Below are 15797 nucleotides of genomic sequence, written 5' to 3'. Positions count from 1 at the left end.
AGTCTTTCCTCAACCGCGGGAACGGATGGAGTGCGCGGCTTCGCATGGTGGCGCCGCGGCGGTCCGGGCGCCGGGCACCCATGGACCGCCGAATGCCCCGGACCAGGCGGGCCCGGGGCACGGGGCCGGTCGTACGGCGGGGCCGTCCGACCGGTGGTGCCGCGCTCGGCGGCACCGGGAGGCGAGGGGAGATCGCCTCAGAGGTGAGATCGCCTCAGGGTGAGGGTCGCCTCAGAGGGCACCGACGGTGCCGACGACACCGGAGGTGTTCAGGCCGGAGAGGCCGTCCACGGTGCCGGTGGCGGTGCCGACGACGCCGTTGACCGGGGCGGCGGCGGCCTCGACGGTGCCGAGGGTGTTGGTGACCGTCGCACCCAGCCCGCCGGCTACGTTGTCCAGCTCAGCGTCGGAGATCTCCTGGGTCGCGACCTTGGGTGCGTTGTTCATTATTGCGTCTCCCTTGGATAAATATCTCGAATGAGCCTTCAGCGGCCCACGGTTGCCGAATGGACGGCACCCGCGGAACAAACGCAGGATTCGGGGGGACCGGATCCTGAGAACGCCTCAGTGGGAAAGGATGTAATCACGCCAACTCGGTGGGCTGCGAATCAGACATCGCACGGAACGGCGCATTCCGTCACCTTCCGATCACCGGGCACACACATACGGCCACGCGATGGGCGGCTCTTCTTCACAAGTCCGTCACTTGTGCTCTGCGCACTCGCGTTGACCTCGTCGGACAACCCCGCGATCACGGGCGAAGCCCCCATGCGCGGGCCGGATCCGGCGCCCGGTCCGGGCGCCACACACGGCGTCTGTGGAATAGGTGTGCCGATCGCTTGAAGACTGGACGATCGATACTCGCATTCCCCATCCCGCACACATCGGGAATGCGACATGTGCGACGGGGTGCCGATAACGCTGCCGAATTCAGTCCATCCAGCCGATCGGTATGCGCTATCACAACTGCACCATCAGGCAGTTGGTCCGCTGAAAGGCCGGGAATACCCCCGGAATGGACATGGAGCGCATGAGTACGACAGAGGTCATGACTTCGGACGGGGCGCGAAGGCACGCCCCGCCCGGGTCCCGCTGGTGCGTCAGTTCGCCGTCGAGGCGTTGTGCGCCAGGGAGTTGACCACATCGGACGCGGTCAGCAGACGCACCGCCGCCGCGTCCAGCCCCGCCGGGTGGAGCGCGTACACCGGGCAGCCGTCGGGCAGCGGGAGATCCCCGCGGACGAGGAACGCCGCGCCGATCCGGGCGGGATCCCGATCGACACCATCGGCCGGGGGGTCGTGGTCGGGTGCGCCGATACGTCCCGCGAAGGCCATGGCGTCCCTCCCCTCGCGACGCCGGTAGGTGGTCATGCTGGAATCCCCCTTGTCCGACGGCCACCGCCGACGGAAACAGCCCGCGCCCGCCGGTACGGGCGGGCGCGGTGTGAAGCCTTGGAGCGGGCGGAAGTGCAGCCGCCCGCTGCGCAGAACGTGCCAAGAGCCGTGCCGAGTTCGCAGAGCATGTTCCGTGGGGGTGGCGGGCGTCACGCGGGACGTCGGGGCCGGGAACGGGGACCCGGAGTGGGCCTGTCGGTGCCGGTGGTCACCATGGTGCGTATGGACACCCGTGAGAACACCGCTCCCGACGCCCTGCACACATTGGCCCGTACCCACCTGCCCCCCGACATGGCCGACCGCTGGACGGGGCTGCTGCGCCCCGCCGCCCACCTCCGGGCGGCCGTTCCCGGCGATCCCGTGGTCGGTCGGCTCGGCGGTCTGCCCCGGCTGCCGGAGGACATCGAGTGGCCCGTCCGGGAAGGCTACGGCCCGCTGTCGTTCGTGGCCGTGGTCGACTGTGCCGCGCTCCCCGTCGACGAGTTGGACATCCCGCTGCGCCCCCAGGGCCGGCTGGCCTTCTTCTACCTCGAGGACGAGGAGTGCGAGGCGGTGGTGGACACCTGCGATCCGGACACCTGGGCCGGTGCGCGGCTGCTGCATCTGCCGCCCGCGTCCGCCGACGTGCCCGAGCGGCCCGCGCCCGAAGGGCTCACCCCGTACCCGGCCGTACCGCTGACCGCTCAGGTGGCGCCGAGTGCCCCGGACGCCGAATCGACCGTGCTGAGCGCGGAGTTCGGGCTCGGCGCGCTGTCCGTCAAGGAGCGCTACGCCCATCCGGTGCGGTGCGACACCTTCATGGAGGCGCTGTGGGACCACCAGCGGGGCGCCGCGCACCAGATCGGCGGACACGCGCAGTGTGTGCAGGACGCCGTGGAGATCACGGTCGCCAAGGCGGTGCTGGGCGACGACGTCGACTGGGAGGATCCGCGCGTCGAGGAGGAGGCGGCGCGGTGGGTGCTGCTGGCCCAGTTCGACTCCGACGAGGACACTGGGATGATGTGGGCCGACGCGGGTGTCCTGTACTGGCTGATCCGCCCCGAGGACCTGGCCGCGGGCCGTTTCGACAAGGCGATGTTCACCTGGCAGTGCGGCTGACCCTCCCAGGGACGGTCAGAGCAGGCCGACGATGCGTGGTGGCGCGAAGAGATGGCGCGCCCGGTGCTCGAGGACCAGCAGCTCCGGAAGGTGCTGTCGCACATCGGACATGCACTTCTCGCACGCCTCGTCGGCGTCGGGAAGGAACTCCTCGTGCTCGACGGCGATATGCCGGGCCAGCCGGATCTGCGTCGTCACCACACTGTCACTGGGATCGCAGTCCACCCCCGGCCCGAATTCCTCCAGCGCCGCCTCCACGACCTCGGGAGCCGGCTTCATCGCCCTGTACAGCTCGATGCACTCCCCGCAGCTCCACATCCAGGAAGGAGGGAGCGGCCATTCGTCGTCGGGGTGCTCGTTCCCGGCATCCATGGGCCTCACCGTAGCGACATTCGGGAGGTGCCGAGGGCATAACGGCCACATCCGTCTGTTCCACCGGTAATCAGCCAATGGCGCCCCGGGGGATCCGGTCCCCCGTCGCCGACGTCGGCGTCTGAACTCCCCCGCGCCGCACCCAGGTCTGAGAGGATGGCGGAGTGGCAGGCGTGAACAACACCGGCCGTCCGTCCGACGGTTTCGAGGCGGCCACCGGCGACGGAGGAATCCCGGCGGACGACGGCCGGGAAGCCGCGGTCCGGGTCGCGTTCGAGGGGCTGTTGCAGATCCGCCGGCTGATGAACACCGGATCCACCGACCCCGAAGCGGCGCCCGCCGCCTGGGAGGAACACCAGCCGGTGCGCGCGGTGTCGCTCGCCCTCGAGGCCGCCGGTGTCCGGCCGTCGGCGGTGGACACGGAGGGACACCGCGTCGCGACCGGGTATCGCGTGAGCGCGGCCGAACGGTCCGGGGTGGTGCGGGTCGAGTGGCTGGGCCCACCGGGGAGCGGGGCCGGGTACGCCGCCCAGGAGGCCCTGCGCGAGTGCGCCGCGGTCCTGGGGCGGCTGGGCTGGGAGGCCCTGGAGTACCGGGGGCCGCGTGGCCGCCGGTTCCTCGAGGTCGAAGCCCTGCCCTGACCCACCCCGGCCCCGGGCCACGGGCCCGTGGTTTGCATGGCCACGGCCACCGTCGCACGCTGGACACATGGCCGAGCCTCCATCCTTCGCCGTCCTTCCGGCCTCCCCATACGGTGGGCAGCCGGTGCTGGGGAGCCGTCCATGACCACACCTCGAGACCTGCTGATCATCGCCATGGACATGGCGGCCACGCACTCCGTCGACCGCGGCGATCTGTCCCTCGCGCTGGCCGGCGCCGAGGCCATCGATCTCCTGGACGCCGAGGTCATCGAGCTGGACGGCGAGCGCATCGTGCCGGGACCGCCACTGCCCCTGGCCGACCGGTTGCTGAACCAGGCCGCGTCCTCCCTCACCCGCGAGCCGCCGTACGAACCGGTCGGCGACTGGCTCTGGCGCCGGGGCCGCGGGCTGCCCGGAGCCTATCTGGACACCCTGGAGGCGGACGGGGACGCCGTCCGGGAACGCCACCGCCGATGGCTGCTGTTCCACACCAGTGAGCTGGTGCTCGTCGACTCCTCCGCGCGCCGCCGCGCGACGTACCGGCTGCGCTCGGACGAGCCCGTCCTCGCGACGCTCGCCGCGGCGGTCGGGATCAACGCCCCGGGCGCACCGGAGTCGCCCACCGTGACCCGGGTGGACGACGTGGCAACGGCCACCGTGCTCACCGCCGTGGACGACGCGCTGGGCGAGCTGGCGGCCGAACGGCAGCGCCGGGCGCAGCGACGCGACGACGCCACCGCCGACAACGTGCGGCGCGGCTACTGACACCGTCGGACAGGGCCAGGGTCCGTCGTCAAAGGGGGCGTCCGGCCGCGAGCGGCGTCTGGTGCAGGGGGCACCTCCCAGCGGTAGCTGGGGGAAGATCGCAAGGCGGAGGATCGCCCTCGTACGGGGCGTGCTCGGGCGACTCCGACAACGCGGCCGGGGGCACCTCCCAGCGGTAGCTGGGGGCGCCGTGCCAGGCGTCGGGAGCAGGGCGGCCCCTTTGACGACGGGCCCTATGCCCGGTCCGGCGCCGCGAGCAGTTCCCCCACCTCCTCCGCGGTGGTGTCCTGGAGCTCTTCCCCGAGGAGCAGCCAGCGGGTGATGCCGACCGACTCCAGGAAGGGCAGGTCGTGGGAGGCGATGAGCAGGGCGCCCCGGTAGGAGTCGAGTGCGCTGGTCAGCCGACGCACGGTGGCCATGTCGAGATTGTTGGTGGGCTCGTCCAGCATCAGCAGCTGCGGGGCCGGGGCGGCGAGCATGGTGGCCGCGAGGGCGGCACGGAAACGTTCCCCGCCGGACAGGGTGCCCGCGGGCTGTTCGGCCCGCGCCCCTTTGAACAGGAACCGCGCCAGCTGGGCGCGGATGTGCTGGTCCGTCACCCCGGGCGCCGCCTCGGCCACATTGGCCGCCACGCTCAGCTCCTCGTCCAGGACATCGAGGCGCTGGGGCAGGAAACGCACCGGCACCCATGTCCTGGCCTCGCCGGACAGCGGGGCGAGCTCCCCGGTGAGGGTGCGCAGCAGGGTGGTCTTGCCCGCTCCGTTGCGTCCGACCAGGGCGATGCGTTCGGGGCCGTGCACCTGGAGGGTGGCCTCGCGCAGCCGGCCGAAGCGGGGACGCATATCGCGCAGGCTCAGCACAGTGCGTCCGGCGGGTACGGCGGTGTGCGGCAGGGAGACCCGGATCTCGGCGTCGTCGCGGATCGCGTCCGCGGCCTCCTCACGGCGCTCGTACGCCTCGCCCAGCCGGTCCTCGTGGAGTCCGCGGAGTTTGGCGCCCGACTCCTGCGCGGACCGCTTGCGTTCACCGGCCACGATCCTCGGGGCCCTGCGCTGGGCGTCCATCTTCTTGCTGTGGCGCTGACGGCGGGCCAGTTTGATCTGGGTCTCCTCCAGTTCGCGCTTCTGGCGCCGTACATCGGCCTCGGCGGCGCGCAGGGTGCGGGCGGCCGCCTCCTGCTGGGTGGCCAGGGCCTCCTGGTAGGCGGACCAGCCGCCGCCGTACCAGCTCACCGCGCCGGACCGCAGTTCGGCGACGCGGTCCACCCGCTCCAGCAGTTCACGGTCGTGGCTGACCACCACCAGCACACCGGTGCGCCAGGAGCCGACGGCCTCGTGGAGACGGCGGCGCGCGAACACGTCGAGGTTGTTGGTCGGTTCGTCGAGCAGCAGCACATCGGGGCGCTCCAGCAGCAGCGCGGCCAGGCGCAGCAGTACGGTCTCCCCGCCGGACATCTCGCCGACGGCGCGGTCGAGTCCGAGGCCGTCGAGCCCGAGGGAGCTCAGTGTCGCGAGGGCGCGTTCCTCGACGTCCCAGTCGTCGCCGACGGTGTCGAAGTGTTCCTCGTCCACCTCCCCGGCCTCGATGGCGCGCAGCGCGGCGCACCGCCGGTCGATGCCGAGGGCCTGGTCGACACGGAGTGCGGTGTCGAGGGTGAGGTTCTGCGGGAGGTAGGCGAGGGTGCCGCCGACGGTCACCGACCCCTGCGCGGGCCGCAGCCGCCCCGCGAGCAGTCGTAGCAGGGTGGACTTGCCGGTGCCGTTGTGGCCGACGAGTCCGGTGCGGCCTCGGCCGATGGTGAGGGAGAGACCGTCGAAGACGGGTGTGCCGTCCGGCCATTGGAAGCTCAGTCCGGAGCAGGTCACGGAGGTGCCGGGCACGGTGGAATGGGCCATGAGTGGGTCTCACAAGTCTCAGCGCAGGGGATGGGGGCTTCGTATGCGAGCACCACGCGGCTGCCGAGCCGTGGGAAGGATGCTGCTCCGCGGAAGGCGGGGGACGGCTCATGCATCGAGGTCGGATCCACGCGGACGTCACGGGGCCGGAAGAACCGGCCGCGGGGTGACGGGCGTACGGCCGATGCCGTACCGCGCGGTGATCGCGGACCTCAGATGCGCAACGTCCACCTCTATCGGAGACAACAGGACCCGGTCACTGTACCGCAGCCGGACTCAACGTGAGGTGTGGTGTGCGGTCCGGAAGCGCCGCCAGCGCCGCGCCGCGGGGCGTGCGCGGCGGGGCGTCCGGTGCAGCCGGGCCAGGACCAGGACGGTGTCGTCGGCCGGATCCCCGGGCACCATGTGGTCCAGTATGCGGTCGGCGGCGGCTTCCAACGCCTCGGGGGCCAGGTGCAGTTCGGAGCGGAGCGCGTCGAGGCCCTTCTCGACGTCGTGGGTGCGGCCCTCGATCAGCCCGTCGGTGTACAGGACGAGGACGGAGTCCTCGGGCAGCTCGGTGTCGGCCGTACGGAAGCGGCAGCCGCCGATGCCCAGCGGTACGCCCAGCACCTCGTCCAGCGGCTCGACCCGGCCGTCCGGGCAGAGCACCAGCGGCGGGGGGTGTCCGGCGCTGGCGATGCGGAGGTGTCCGGTGGTGGGGTCGTAGACCGCGTACAGGCAGGTGGCCAGTTCGATGTCGGACTCACGGGCGAACTGGTCGAGTTCGGCCAGGAGTTCATCCGGTTCCGGGTCGTGCCGGGCCAGCGCGCTGGCGGTGATGCGCAGCCGTCCCATGGCGGTGGCGGCGGGGATGCCGTGGCCCATGACGTCGCCCACCACGAGGGCGATGCGATGGGCGGGCAGACCGATCACGTCGTACCAGTCACCGCCCACCTCCGTGATGCGCCCGCCGGGCAGATAGCGGTGGGCGAGCTGCATATACGGGCTGCCGGCCAGGGAGCTGGGCAGCAGCGCGCGCTGGAGTCTGAGGGCGATGTCCCGCTCCTGGTTGTACAGCCGGGCGTTGTCCAGGCACAGCGCGGCCCGGGAGGCCAGTTCCCCGCCGAGACCGCGGTCCTGCTCGGTGAAGACCGGCCGGGCCGCGGACCGCCCGAACACCGCGATGCCCTGGACGGTCTTGCGGGCGATGAGGGGCGCGAAGAGCAGACTGGTCAGGCCGCTGGCGCTCAGCAGCCGGGCGCGCTCCTCGACGAGTACGGTGTGGGTCAGAAAGTCCTCGTCCACCCGGGCCAGCGTGGCACGTCCGGTCCGCAGCACCTCGTGGATGATCGAGCCGGGCGGATACGTCACCACCTCCTTCCCGCCGACGAGCTCGGTGGCGGGCGGCGGCAGGATGGTCTCGGCGGCGATCCGGCGGGTGACCAGGGGCCGGTCCGGGTCGAAGGTCAGCCCCTCCTCCGGAGACCGCATCACCTCCACCACGGCGCCGTCGCAGAAGTCCGGGACGGTGACGTCGACCACCTCCTGCGCGGTGATCGTGGTGTCCAGCGTGGTGCCGATCCGCGCGGTCGCCCGGTCGAGCAGGGCCAGCCGCTGACGGGCGGCGGACGCCTCGACGAGGGCCTGCTCCCGGTCCGTCACATCGACCATCACCCCGCCGACGCCGAAGAAGCGGATGCCACCGGGGCGCGAGAGGGGGAACAGGCTCACCGACCACACCTGGTCGGTGTCGGGGTGCCCCTTGGTACGCACTCCGACCAGCGTGCCCACGATGGGCCGCCCCACCTCGGCCACGGCGCTCAGCATGGCCGCGTACTCACCGTTGTCCGAGGCGATGACGACCTCGTCGACATGGCGTCCGAGGTGGGCTTCGACAGAAAGTCCATCCATGTCGGCGAGGGTCTGGTTGACATGGGCGTAGCGCAGGTCCTCGTCGAACATGACCAAGCCGATCGGACAGCTCTGGAAGAGCACGTCGAGAAAGGCCAGATTGGTCTTCACCCGGTCCAGTTCATCGCCCCGGCTGCCGAGGACCAGCACCACCACCCGGCCGCCGACCCCGGTCACCGGGAAGACCCGGAACGCCGCGTCGAGGGAGCTGCCGTCCCGGTGGCGGGCCCGCGCCCGGCCGCGCCAGTACCCCTCGGTGCGGCCCCGCTCCACCAGCCGGGACCACGGCCCCGCGGATCCGTCGTCCGGGCCGACGAAGAGCATCTCGCCGGGCTGGGACAGCGCCTCCCGGGCGCGGTAGCCGAAGAGGTCCTGCGCGCCGGGCCCCCAGTAGCAGATCCGGTCGGTCTCGTCGACGGCGAACACGGCGACCGCCACGCGCTCCAGCAGCGTCCCCGGCTCTGACCAGAGCGGCCCTCGCCCCGCCTCGTCGCTCCGCCGGTCTGCTGGCACCGGTCATCCCTCCGCGCTCACGAAACGCAGTGACCTGGTCGCCCTCGAAGAGGGGTCCTCCTGATCCAGTCTGCGCTTTTCGGCCCCGTGCCGAAAGGGATCACAGAAGGTGCCCGGAAACTTACGCGCTGGTGTCGACGGTGACCTTCCGGCTGGGCCGATAGACGCCGGACACGAGGGCGTGTGCGAGGAGATGGCGTCGTCTGCCGGGCCCGTCCGGTGCACCGATCCGGACTACGGCCGCCGCTCCTCCGCCGCGCGGCCCGCGCCTAGCGCCGCCAGAAACAGGCGCTCGCACCGCTCCGCCATGTCCTGTGCCGACTCCCCGGGATGGCGGGCCCACCACACCACCAGGGAGCCGACCACGCCGGTCCACACATGCTTGAGGGCGGCCGCGTCCCGGGGGTCGTCGAACCCCCGTGTGTTCAGCAGATCCTCCGTGCCACGAGCCGCCATGCGGTCGATCGCGCCGCGGTACCGGTGTGCGGTCCCGGCCGGTTCCCCGGTGTCCGGGAGCGTGGGGTCGTACAGCAGAAACCAGCCCTGGCGCTGCCCCTCGAGGGCCTCGAAGATCGCACGCAGCACCGCCACCGGGGTGTCGGGGGTGGTGGTCCCGTCCATCGCCTGGGCGATCGCCGCGGTCAGCCGGTCGCCGATATGGCGCAGGGCCGCCAGATAGAGCCCGTCCTTGGAGCCGAAGTACTGGTAGAGCAGCGGTTTGGTCACTCCGATGGCACCGGCGAGGTCCGCCATGGAGACCTGCGCATAGCCGCGGGTGCCGAACTCCTCGACGGCGGCGGCGAGGATCTGTTCCTCCCGGCGGCGCCGGGGCATGCCCTTCGAGCCCGCCTTCGCGGAGCCCGCGCCGGCCGCGGCCGCCGCCCCCGATGAACCCGACCGCGCCGATCGCCCTCTTGTGCTCGCCATGAGCTTCGATCTTACCTTGAGGTAATATACCGATGGGTAAATTCCTGGGAGGCGCATCCATGAAGACCAGATCGTGGTGGGGCTGGGGCTGGGAGCAGGACGCACTGAGCGACGCCGAGTGCGTCGGCCTGGGCGCGCTGGTGCCCGGCACCTCGGCGGCTCCGCTCCCGGTACCGGCCCTCACCGACGTGGCGCCGCCCGCACCCCGGCTGACCGCCCCTGCCTCGCTCGCCGCGGTCGTGTCCGCCGAGCCCGCCGACCGCGTGGCGCACACCATGGGCAAGGCGTACCGCGATGTCGTACGGGCGCTGCGCGGCAAACTCGGCCGGATACCCGACCTGGTGGCCTTCCCCGAGTCCGAACAGGACGTGGTCGACCTCCTCGACTGGGCCTCCCGGGAGGAGATCGCGGTCATCCCCTACGGCGGAGGAAGCTCCGTCGTCGGTGGTGTGGAGTACCGGGGCGACAGCCACCCGGCCGTCCTCTCCGTCGATCTGACCCGGATGAACCGCGTCCTGGAGGTCGACCGGGTGAGCCGCGCGGCTCGTATCCAGGCGGGCGCGCTCGGCCCCGTCCTCGAGGAGCAGCTGCGCGCATACGGCTTGACACTGCGCCACTATCCGCAGAGCTTCGAGTTCTCCACCCTCGGCGGCTGGCTGGCCACCCGCGCGGGCGGCCACTACGCCACCCTGCACACCCGTATCGACGACTTCACCGAATCGCTGAGAGTCGTGACCCCGGTCGGCATCAGCGCATCACGGCGGCTTCCCGGGTCGGGTGCCGGTCCTTCACCCGACGGGCTGTTCCTCGGCTCGGAGGGCACACTCGGCGTCATCACCGAGGCATGGATGCGCCTCCAGGACCCACCGCGCCACAAGGCGTCCGCATCGGTCACGTTCGAGGACTTCACCCAAGCCATGGAGTGCGTACGGCAGTTGGCGCAGTCCGGGCTGCACCCCGCCAACTGCCGACTGCTGGATCCGGGCGAGGCCGAGCTGTCCGGAGCGGATCCGGACGGGCGCAGTGTGCTCGTCCTCGGTTTCGAGTCCGCACACCACCCGGTGGACGGCCCGCTCACCCAGGCCCTCGAGGTGGCCCGCGCCCACGGGGGCACCGCCCGGCGGAGCGAGGGCGGCACCGGCGACTCGGTGGCGGCGTGGCGGTCGGCATTTCTGCGGATGCCCTACATCCGGGACGGGCTGGCGCGGATGGGCGCGATCGCGGAGACCTTCGAGACCGCCTGCACCTGGGACAGGGCGCAGGACCTGTACGAGGCGATCCACGGGGAGGTCGGCGCCGCGGTGGCGAAGGTCACCGGGGCGCCCGCCAGGATCACCTGCCGGTTCACCCACGTCTACCCCGACGGGCCCGCCCCGTACATCACGGTGATCGCGGCCGGGCGCCCCGGTGCGGAAGTGGCGATGTGGGACGAGATCAAACAGGTGGCGTGTGAGGTGCTGGACGCCCATGGCGCGACCATCACCCATCACCACGCCGTCGGCCGTGACCACCGCCCCGGCTACGACCGCCAGCGGCCCGGACCGTTCGCACTCGCCCTCGACGCGGCCAAGCGCGCCCTCGACCCCGGCGGTGTGCTCAACCCGGGTGTGCTGGTGCGCTGATCCCTCGCGGGAGGCGCCCCCTTCGGTGGCGTCCGCGGTGCGGAACAGGGCGGCCACATCCTCGGTGAGCCGCTCGGCGGCGGCCTGATGGCCGAATGGTGGCGCCGCCGAACGGGTAGATACCACGCCGCACTTCGAGCTGGGTCCTGAGTCAAGGGTGAGACAGCCTGGCCGGAAGCGGGTTGGTCACCACGCGGTGGCGAACGGCTCCGCATGACAACTCCCCACCGGGGTACGCGGACCGTTGCCCGACATGGTCGACAGGAAGGACCGCACCGTGCTGATGGCCCACCCCGTCGTGCTTCACCGGCTCATCGAGAGTTACACAGCCCTCCGGGTGCTGCACGCCGAGCACGGCGGCACCGACGTGCGTCAGCGGATGGACGACCTCGCGTACACCCTGTGTGTCTCCACCGGCACCCGGGACGTGGACGCCGCACTGATCGCGGCCCGCCACCAACTGCCCGGGGCCCGGGCGGAGGACGACTCCGCCGTCGCCACCTGAGCGGGCCGCGGGCATCCGCGGGGCTCGGATCGAGAGCCTCGAGCGTAGCGGCGCCGCCTTCACGGGAGCGCTCTCGGAGGTGCGCACGAGGTCGAGCGCGGAGGTGGCCAGGGGTCTGTCCGGCAGATCAAGGGCGAAGGTCATGACGTCACGCTATGCAGTGCTCCGAACACTGAGACGGGGCGCCCTGCCGAGTGACGATCCTGGCTGACGCGGTTCGCGGGGCCGCTGGGCCGTGACACCGCGAACCGCTTGGCACACTATTCTTCGCTGCACCCGCCACGGCACCGGGAGTGTCATAGCCTGGGATTCCAGAGGTGCAGGCGGTACGGGATGAATGTGAAGCCTCCCTTGCGGAACACCGGGCACGGCGTGGGCGCCGGTTGCCCGCGGCTCGAGGACGCCCGCTATCTCGCTGGTCACGGGCGGTTTCTCGCCGATGTGCGGCTTCCCGGGACACGGGATGTGGCGGTGGTGCGCAGCCCGGTGCCGCACGGCAGGCTGCGGTCGGTGCGTGCCCCGGACGGGGTGTCCGCCACGGAGGTGTGGACCGCCGCCGATCTGGCTCCACTGGCGCGGCAGCTCGTGGCCACCTCCAAGCTGCCCGGATACCGGGCCGCGGCGCTGCCGAACCTCGCCGTGGACACCGTGCGCTACGTCGGTGAGCCGATCGCGCTGGCCATCGGCGACAGCCGGGCGACGGCGGAGGATCTCGCCCGGCGGATCGCCGTGGACATCGAGGAGTTGCCCGCGGTCGTCGGCCACCGCGCCGCGCTGGCCGACGGTGCGCCACGAGTGCACCGGGAGTGGCCGGACAACATCTACGCGACCACCTCCGGCAGCGTCGGGGACGTGGACGCCGCGGCGCGGCGGGCGGCGGTCTCGGTCACCCGGGAGTACACCGTGGGCCGGCAGTCGCCGCTGCCGCTGGAGACCCGCGGGGTGATCGCGCACTACGACCGCACGGACGATCAGTTGGTGGTGTGGACGTCCACCCAGACCCCGCACCTGATCCATGACACGATCGCCGAGCTGCTCGGTATGCCGGGCAATCGGGTGCGGGTCATCGCGCCGGACGTCGGCGGCGGGTTCGGGGCGAAGTGCACGGTGTACCCCGAGGAGATCGCGCTCGCGGCCGTCGCGACCCGGCTGGACCATCCGGTGCGCTGGGTCGAGGACCGGGCGGAGGCGATGGTGGCCACCACCCAGGGCCGTGACCACCACTACCGGCTCACCGGACACGCGGCGGCCGACGGCGAACTGCTCGCGCTCGAGGCCGACATCGTGGTCGACGCGGGTGCGTACTCGGTGCACCCCTGGACGGCCACGATGGACGCCTCGATGGCCTCGGCGATGCTTCCCGGGCCCTACCGGGTGCGGAACTACCGCTACACCGCGCGCAGTGTGGCCAGCAACACCACACCCCTGGGGCCCTGCCGCGGGGTGGCCCGGCCGGCCGCCTGCTTCGGCATCGAGCGCCTGATCGACGATCTGGCCCATGAACTGGGGATCGAGCCGTACGCGATGCGGATGCGCGCGATGGTCGGCCCGGAGTCCATGCCGTACACCTCCGTCGCCCACAAGGTGTACGACAGCGGCGACTACCCCGAGGCGGTGCGGCGGGTGAGCGAACTCATCGGCCACCGCGGGGTGCGCGCACGACAGCGGGCCATCGATCCGCACGCACGCACCCGTATCGGTGTGGGGTACGGCTCGTTCACCGAGCAGACGGCGCACGGCTGTCTCGAATGGGCTTCCCGCGGTCTCGCGGTCACCTTCGGTGTCGAGGGCGCCCGGCTGGTCATGGACGCCACGGGCAGTCTGACGCTGAGCGTCGGTGTCCAGAGCCAGGGTCAGGGGCATGAGACCACCCTCGCGCAGATGGTGGCCGAGGTGTTCGACATCGCCCCGGACCGGGTCGCGGTGCGCCACGGCGACACCGCGCATACACCGCGCGGGGACGGCACCTTCGCCTCGCGCACGATGGTGATGGCGGGCGGGGCCGCGTACGGGGCCGCCGACCTGCTGGCGGAGCGGGTCCGGAGCATCGCGGCGGTGCTGCTCGACGAGCCGCCCGGGCAGCTGCGGCTGGCGCACGGCTCGGTGGTCGGGCACCACGGGGAGCGCACCCTCCCGGACGTGGCCCGGGAGTTCTGTCTGACACCCGACCATGTCCCGGGTGTCGAAGGCGGCCTGGACGTCACCTACTACTACCGTCCCGAGGTGCAGACCGGCGCGTTCGCCTACGGTACGCACGCGGCCGTCGTCCAAGTCGACCTGGACTCCGGTGAGGTGGAGCTGCTCGACTACGCGGTCGTCGAGGACTGTGGCACGGTGGTCAATCCGCTGATCGTCGACGGTCAGATCATCGGCGGCACCGTGCAGGGGATCGGCACCGCGCTGATGGAGGAGATCCCCCATGACACCAGCGGCAGGCCGACCGTCACCACACTCGGCGCCTATCCGTTGCCCAGAGCGATCGACGTCCCAGAGATCAGGGTCGGACACCTTCGCACGCCGTCGCCGCACACCGTCCTCGGAATGAAGGGCGTGGGAGAGAGCGGGGCCATCCCTCCCCCCGCCGCGATCGGCAACGCGATCACCGACGCGCTGCGGGAGTTCGGCGCGTGGATCGACCGGACGCCCATGACGGCCGCCCGGGTGTGGGCCGCGCTCGACCGCGCGCCGGCGCCCGGTCCCCCGCACGCGCCCGTGGACACCGGGGCCGGTGGCCGGGCGGGGGCGCCGTGAAGCCCGCGGAGCTCACGTATCACCGGCCGGGCGGAGTGTCCGCGGCGGTGGCGCTGCTGGCCGGTCTGGGCGACGGCGCCCGGGTGCTGGGGGGCGGGCAGAGCCTGGTGCCCGACCTGAACGCCCGCCGGATCACACCGGAGCACCTGGTGGACATCACCGGCATCAACACCCTGCGGGGCGCCCGGCGGGTGGCCGGGGGCGTTCGCTACGGAGCAACCACCACCCATCAGATGGTCGAGGACGGACTGGTCCCCGACGCGGGAGGGGGTCTGCTCACACGAGCCGCCGCGGGTATCGGCCACCGGGCCGTCCGTACCCGCGGCACGCTGGGCGGAAGCCTGGCCCACGCGGATCCGGCGGCGGAGTGGCCCACGGTGTTCGCCGCCCTGGACGCGACCGTGGAGGTGTGCGGGGCACGCGGTGTCCGCTCGCTTCCCGCCCGTGAGCTGCCGCGGGGCGCGTTCCGCAGCGCTCTCGCGGCCGATGAGATCGTCGTCGCCGTCGAGGTGCACGGACTGATGCCGGGGCGCTGGTGGGGCCTGTACAAGACGGCCGGTGCCGGAGGTTCCTTCGCCGCGTCGCTCGCGGTGGTCCTGTTCGACACCGACGCACGGGGCGGACTGTGCGAGGTGGCGCTGTGGCTCGGCGCGGCACGCGAGACACCGGTACGGCTGCCCGCCACCGAGCTGCTGCTCACCGGCCGGCCCGCGGCGGGGCTGGACGTGGCGGCGGTGCTGCCCGGTGTCGCCCAGGATCTCGGCACCGTCGACGGGGCGTTGGACCACACCGCGCGCCACACGCTGCGCATCCACGCGGCCACGGTGTGCCGGGCGCTGCACCGCGCCGAGCGGGTGGGCCGGTCCGCGGGCACGGAGGAGGGCAGGGCGCCATGAACCAGGTGTCACTGCGCCTGAGGGTCAACGGTACGGAGCACACCGTGACCGTTCCCGCGCGGACGAGTCTCGCCGATCTGCTGCGTGACCGCCTCGGGCTGACCGGCACCCACCTCGGCTGCGAGGAGGGGGTGTGCGGGGCGTGCACCGTACTGGTCGACGAGCTGCCCCTACGGGGCTGTCTGGCCCTGGCGGCGACATGCGACGGTGCGGAGGTGGTCACGGGCGAGGGCCTGGCCGGAGCCGACGCCGACCGCCTGCGCGCGGCGTTCTCCCGCGAAGGAGCCCTCCAGTGCGGTTTCTGCACACCGGGCATGCTGATCACCGCGTACGACCTGGTGCGCCGCCACGCGGCGGGCTCGCCGGAGGACATCCGCACCGCGCTCTCCGGCAATCTGTGCCGCTGCACCGGCTACCAGGCCATCGTGCGCGCCGTCGCCTCGGCCGCCGGGGAGACCGGGGGCCCATGAGGTGACCGGTGCCGCACCAGGAGCGGCGAGAGGGCCCATCTCCCGCCCACGACGG

14 protein-coding genes are annotated in these 15797 nt (G+C 72.1%); 8 read left to right on the top strand and 6 right to left on the bottom strand.

Features of this window, described 5'->3' with window-relative positions:
* Nucleotides 1-231 precede the first annotated feature (231 nt).
* Nucleotides 232-447, bottom strand: coding sequence for a type A2 lanthipeptide (locus JK363_RS11830; protein WP_201874584.1), 216 nt, complete (start codon nt 445-447; stop codon nt 232-234).
* A 653-nt stretch (nt 448-1100) separates the two neighbouring features.
* Nucleotides 1101-1370 (bottom strand): hypothetical protein, encoded by a 270-nt coding sequence (locus tag JK363_RS11825; protein WP_201874582.1) that lies wholly within the window; start codon nt 1368-1370, stop codon nt 1101-1103.
* A 246-nt stretch (nt 1371-1616) separates the two neighbouring features.
* Between JK363_RS11825 and JK363_RS11820 the strand changes: the two genes are divergently transcribed.
* Complete coding sequence (locus tag JK363_RS11820) at nt 1617-2492, top strand: YwqG family protein (protein ID WP_201874580.1); 876 nt, start codon at nt 1617-1619, stop codon at nt 2490-2492.
* Between the two features lie 15 nt (nt 2493-2507).
* On the opposite strand, the gene JK363_RS11815 is transcribed toward JK363_RS11820, so the two are convergent.
* Nucleotides 2508-2864, bottom strand: a complete 357-nt coding sequence (locus JK363_RS11815) for a hypothetical protein (RefSeq protein WP_201874577.1) — start codon at nt 2862-2864, stop codon at nt 2508-2510.
* A gap of 164 nt (nt 2865-3028) precedes the next feature.
* On the opposite strand from JK363_RS11815, the gene JK363_RS11810 reads away from it, so the two are divergent.
* Nucleotides 3029-3505, top strand: a complete 477-nt coding sequence (locus JK363_RS11810) for a hypothetical protein (RefSeq protein ID WP_201874576.1) — start codon at nt 3029-3031, stop codon at nt 3503-3505.
* A gap of 141 nt (nt 3506-3646) precedes the next feature.
* Nucleotides 3647-4270 (top strand): GOLPH3/VPS74 family protein, encoded by a 624-nt coding sequence (locus tag JK363_RS11805; RefSeq protein WP_201874574.1) that lies wholly within the window; start codon nt 3647-3649, stop codon nt 4268-4270.
* Nucleotides 4271-4503: 233 nt separating this feature from the next.
* On the opposite strand, the gene JK363_RS11800 is transcribed toward JK363_RS11805, so the two are convergent.
* The 3 genes from JK363_RS11800 to JK363_RS11790 all read right to left on the bottom strand — a co-directional run bounded on the left by JK363_RS11800 (nt 4504) and on the right by JK363_RS11790 (nt 9498).
* Nucleotides 4504-6165 (bottom strand): ABC-F family ATP-binding cassette domain-containing protein, encoded by a 1662-nt coding sequence (locus tag JK363_RS11800; protein ID WP_201874572.1) that lies wholly within the window; start codon nt 6163-6165, stop codon nt 4504-4506.
* A gap of 276 nt (nt 6166-6441) precedes the next feature.
* Entirely contained in the window at nt 6442-8571 is a 2130-nt protein-coding gene (locus JK363_RS11795; RefSeq protein WP_201874570.1) for a SpoIIE family protein phosphatase, read from the bottom strand.
* 234 nt (nt 8572-8805) lie between these two features.
* Nucleotides 8806-9498, bottom strand: coding sequence for a TetR/AcrR family transcriptional regulator (locus tag JK363_RS11790; protein ID WP_307821691.1), 693 nt, complete (start codon nt 9496-9498; stop codon nt 8806-8808).
* A 59-nt stretch (nt 9499-9557) separates the two neighbouring features.
* Here JK363_RS11790 and JK363_RS11785 point away from each other — a divergent pair, with 59 nt between their 5' ends.
* The 5 genes from JK363_RS11785 to JK363_RS11765 all read left to right on the top strand — a co-directional run bounded on the left by JK363_RS11785 (nt 9558) and on the right by JK363_RS11765 (nt 15742).
* Complete coding sequence (locus JK363_RS11785) at nt 9558-11120, top strand: FAD-binding oxidoreductase (protein WP_307821690.1); 1563 nt, start codon at nt 9558-9560, stop codon at nt 11118-11120.
* Nucleotides 11121-11397: 277 nt separating this feature from the next.
* A complete protein-coding gene (locus tag JK363_RS11780; RefSeq protein ID WP_201875043.1) occupies nt 11398-11625 on the top strand; it encodes a DUF5133 domain-containing protein in 228 nt (75 codons plus the stop codon).
* 333 nt (nt 11626-11958) lie between these two features.
* On the top strand, nt 11959-14376 hold the full coding sequence (locus JK363_RS11775) for a xanthine dehydrogenase family protein molybdopterin-binding subunit (protein WP_201874567.1): 2418 nt from the start codon (nt 11959-11961) through the stop codon (nt 14374-14376).
* Complete coding sequence (locus JK363_RS11770) at nt 14373-15272, top strand: FAD binding domain-containing protein (RefSeq protein WP_201874565.1); 900 nt, start codon at nt 14373-14375, stop codon at nt 15270-15272. Before JK363_RS11775 ends, JK363_RS11770 begins: the two co-directional genes overlap by 4 nt.
* A complete protein-coding gene (locus JK363_RS11765) occupies nt 15269-15742 on the top strand; it encodes a (2Fe-2S)-binding protein (RefSeq protein ID WP_201874563.1) in 474 nt (157 codons plus the stop codon). Before JK363_RS11770 ends, JK363_RS11765 begins: the two co-directional genes overlap by 4 nt.
* Nucleotides 15743-15797: the final 55 nt, after the last annotated feature.

This window comes from Streptomyces coffeae (assembly GCF_016741875.1).
GTDB lineage: Bacteria > Actinomycetota > Actinomycetes > Streptomycetales > Streptomycetaceae > Streptomyces > Streptomyces coffeae.
Note: the sequence above shows the minus strand (reverse complement) of the source record. Positions and strands in the feature narration are given on the sequence as shown.

Excerpts from the sequence above, each read along its gene's own strand:
- JK363_RS11820 (WP_201874580.1), top strand. The coding sequence starts at position 1,617 with ATGGACACCCGTGAGAACACCGCTCCCGACGCCCTGCACACATTGGCC.
- JK363_RS11790 (WP_307821691.1), bottom strand. The coding sequence starts at position 9,498 with ATGGCGAGCACAAGAGGGCGATCGGCGCGGTCGGGTTCATCGGGGGCG.
- JK363_RS11825 (WP_201874582.1), bottom strand. The coding sequence starts at position 1,370 with ATGACCACCTACCGGCGTCGCGAGGGGAGGGACGCCATGGCCTTCGCG.
- JK363_RS11775 (WP_201874567.1), top strand. The coding sequence starts at position 11,959 with ATGAATGTGAAGCCTCCCTTGCGGAACACCGGGCACGGCGTGGGCGCC.
- JK363_RS11815 (WP_201874577.1), bottom strand. The coding sequence starts at position 2,864 with ATGGATGCCGGGAACGAGCACCCCGACGACGAATGGCCGCTCCCTCCT.
- JK363_RS11805 (WP_201874574.1), top strand. The coding sequence starts at position 3,647 with ATGACCACACCTCGAGACCTGCTGATCATCGCCATGGACATGGCGGCC.
- JK363_RS11785 (WP_307821690.1), top strand. The coding sequence starts at position 9,558 with ATGAAGACCAGATCGTGGTGGGGCTGGGGCTGGGAGCAGGACGCACTG.
- JK363_RS11830 (WP_201874584.1), bottom strand. The coding sequence starts at position 447 with ATGAACAACGCACCCAAGGTCGCGACCCAGGAGATCTCCGACGCTGAG.
- JK363_RS11800 (WP_201874572.1), bottom strand. The coding sequence starts at position 6,165 with ATGGCCCATTCCACCGTGCCCGGCACCTCCGTGACCTGCTCCGGACTG.
- JK363_RS11765 (WP_201874563.1), top strand. The coding sequence starts at position 15,269 with ATGAACCAGGTGTCACTGCGCCTGAGGGTCAACGGTACGGAGCACACC.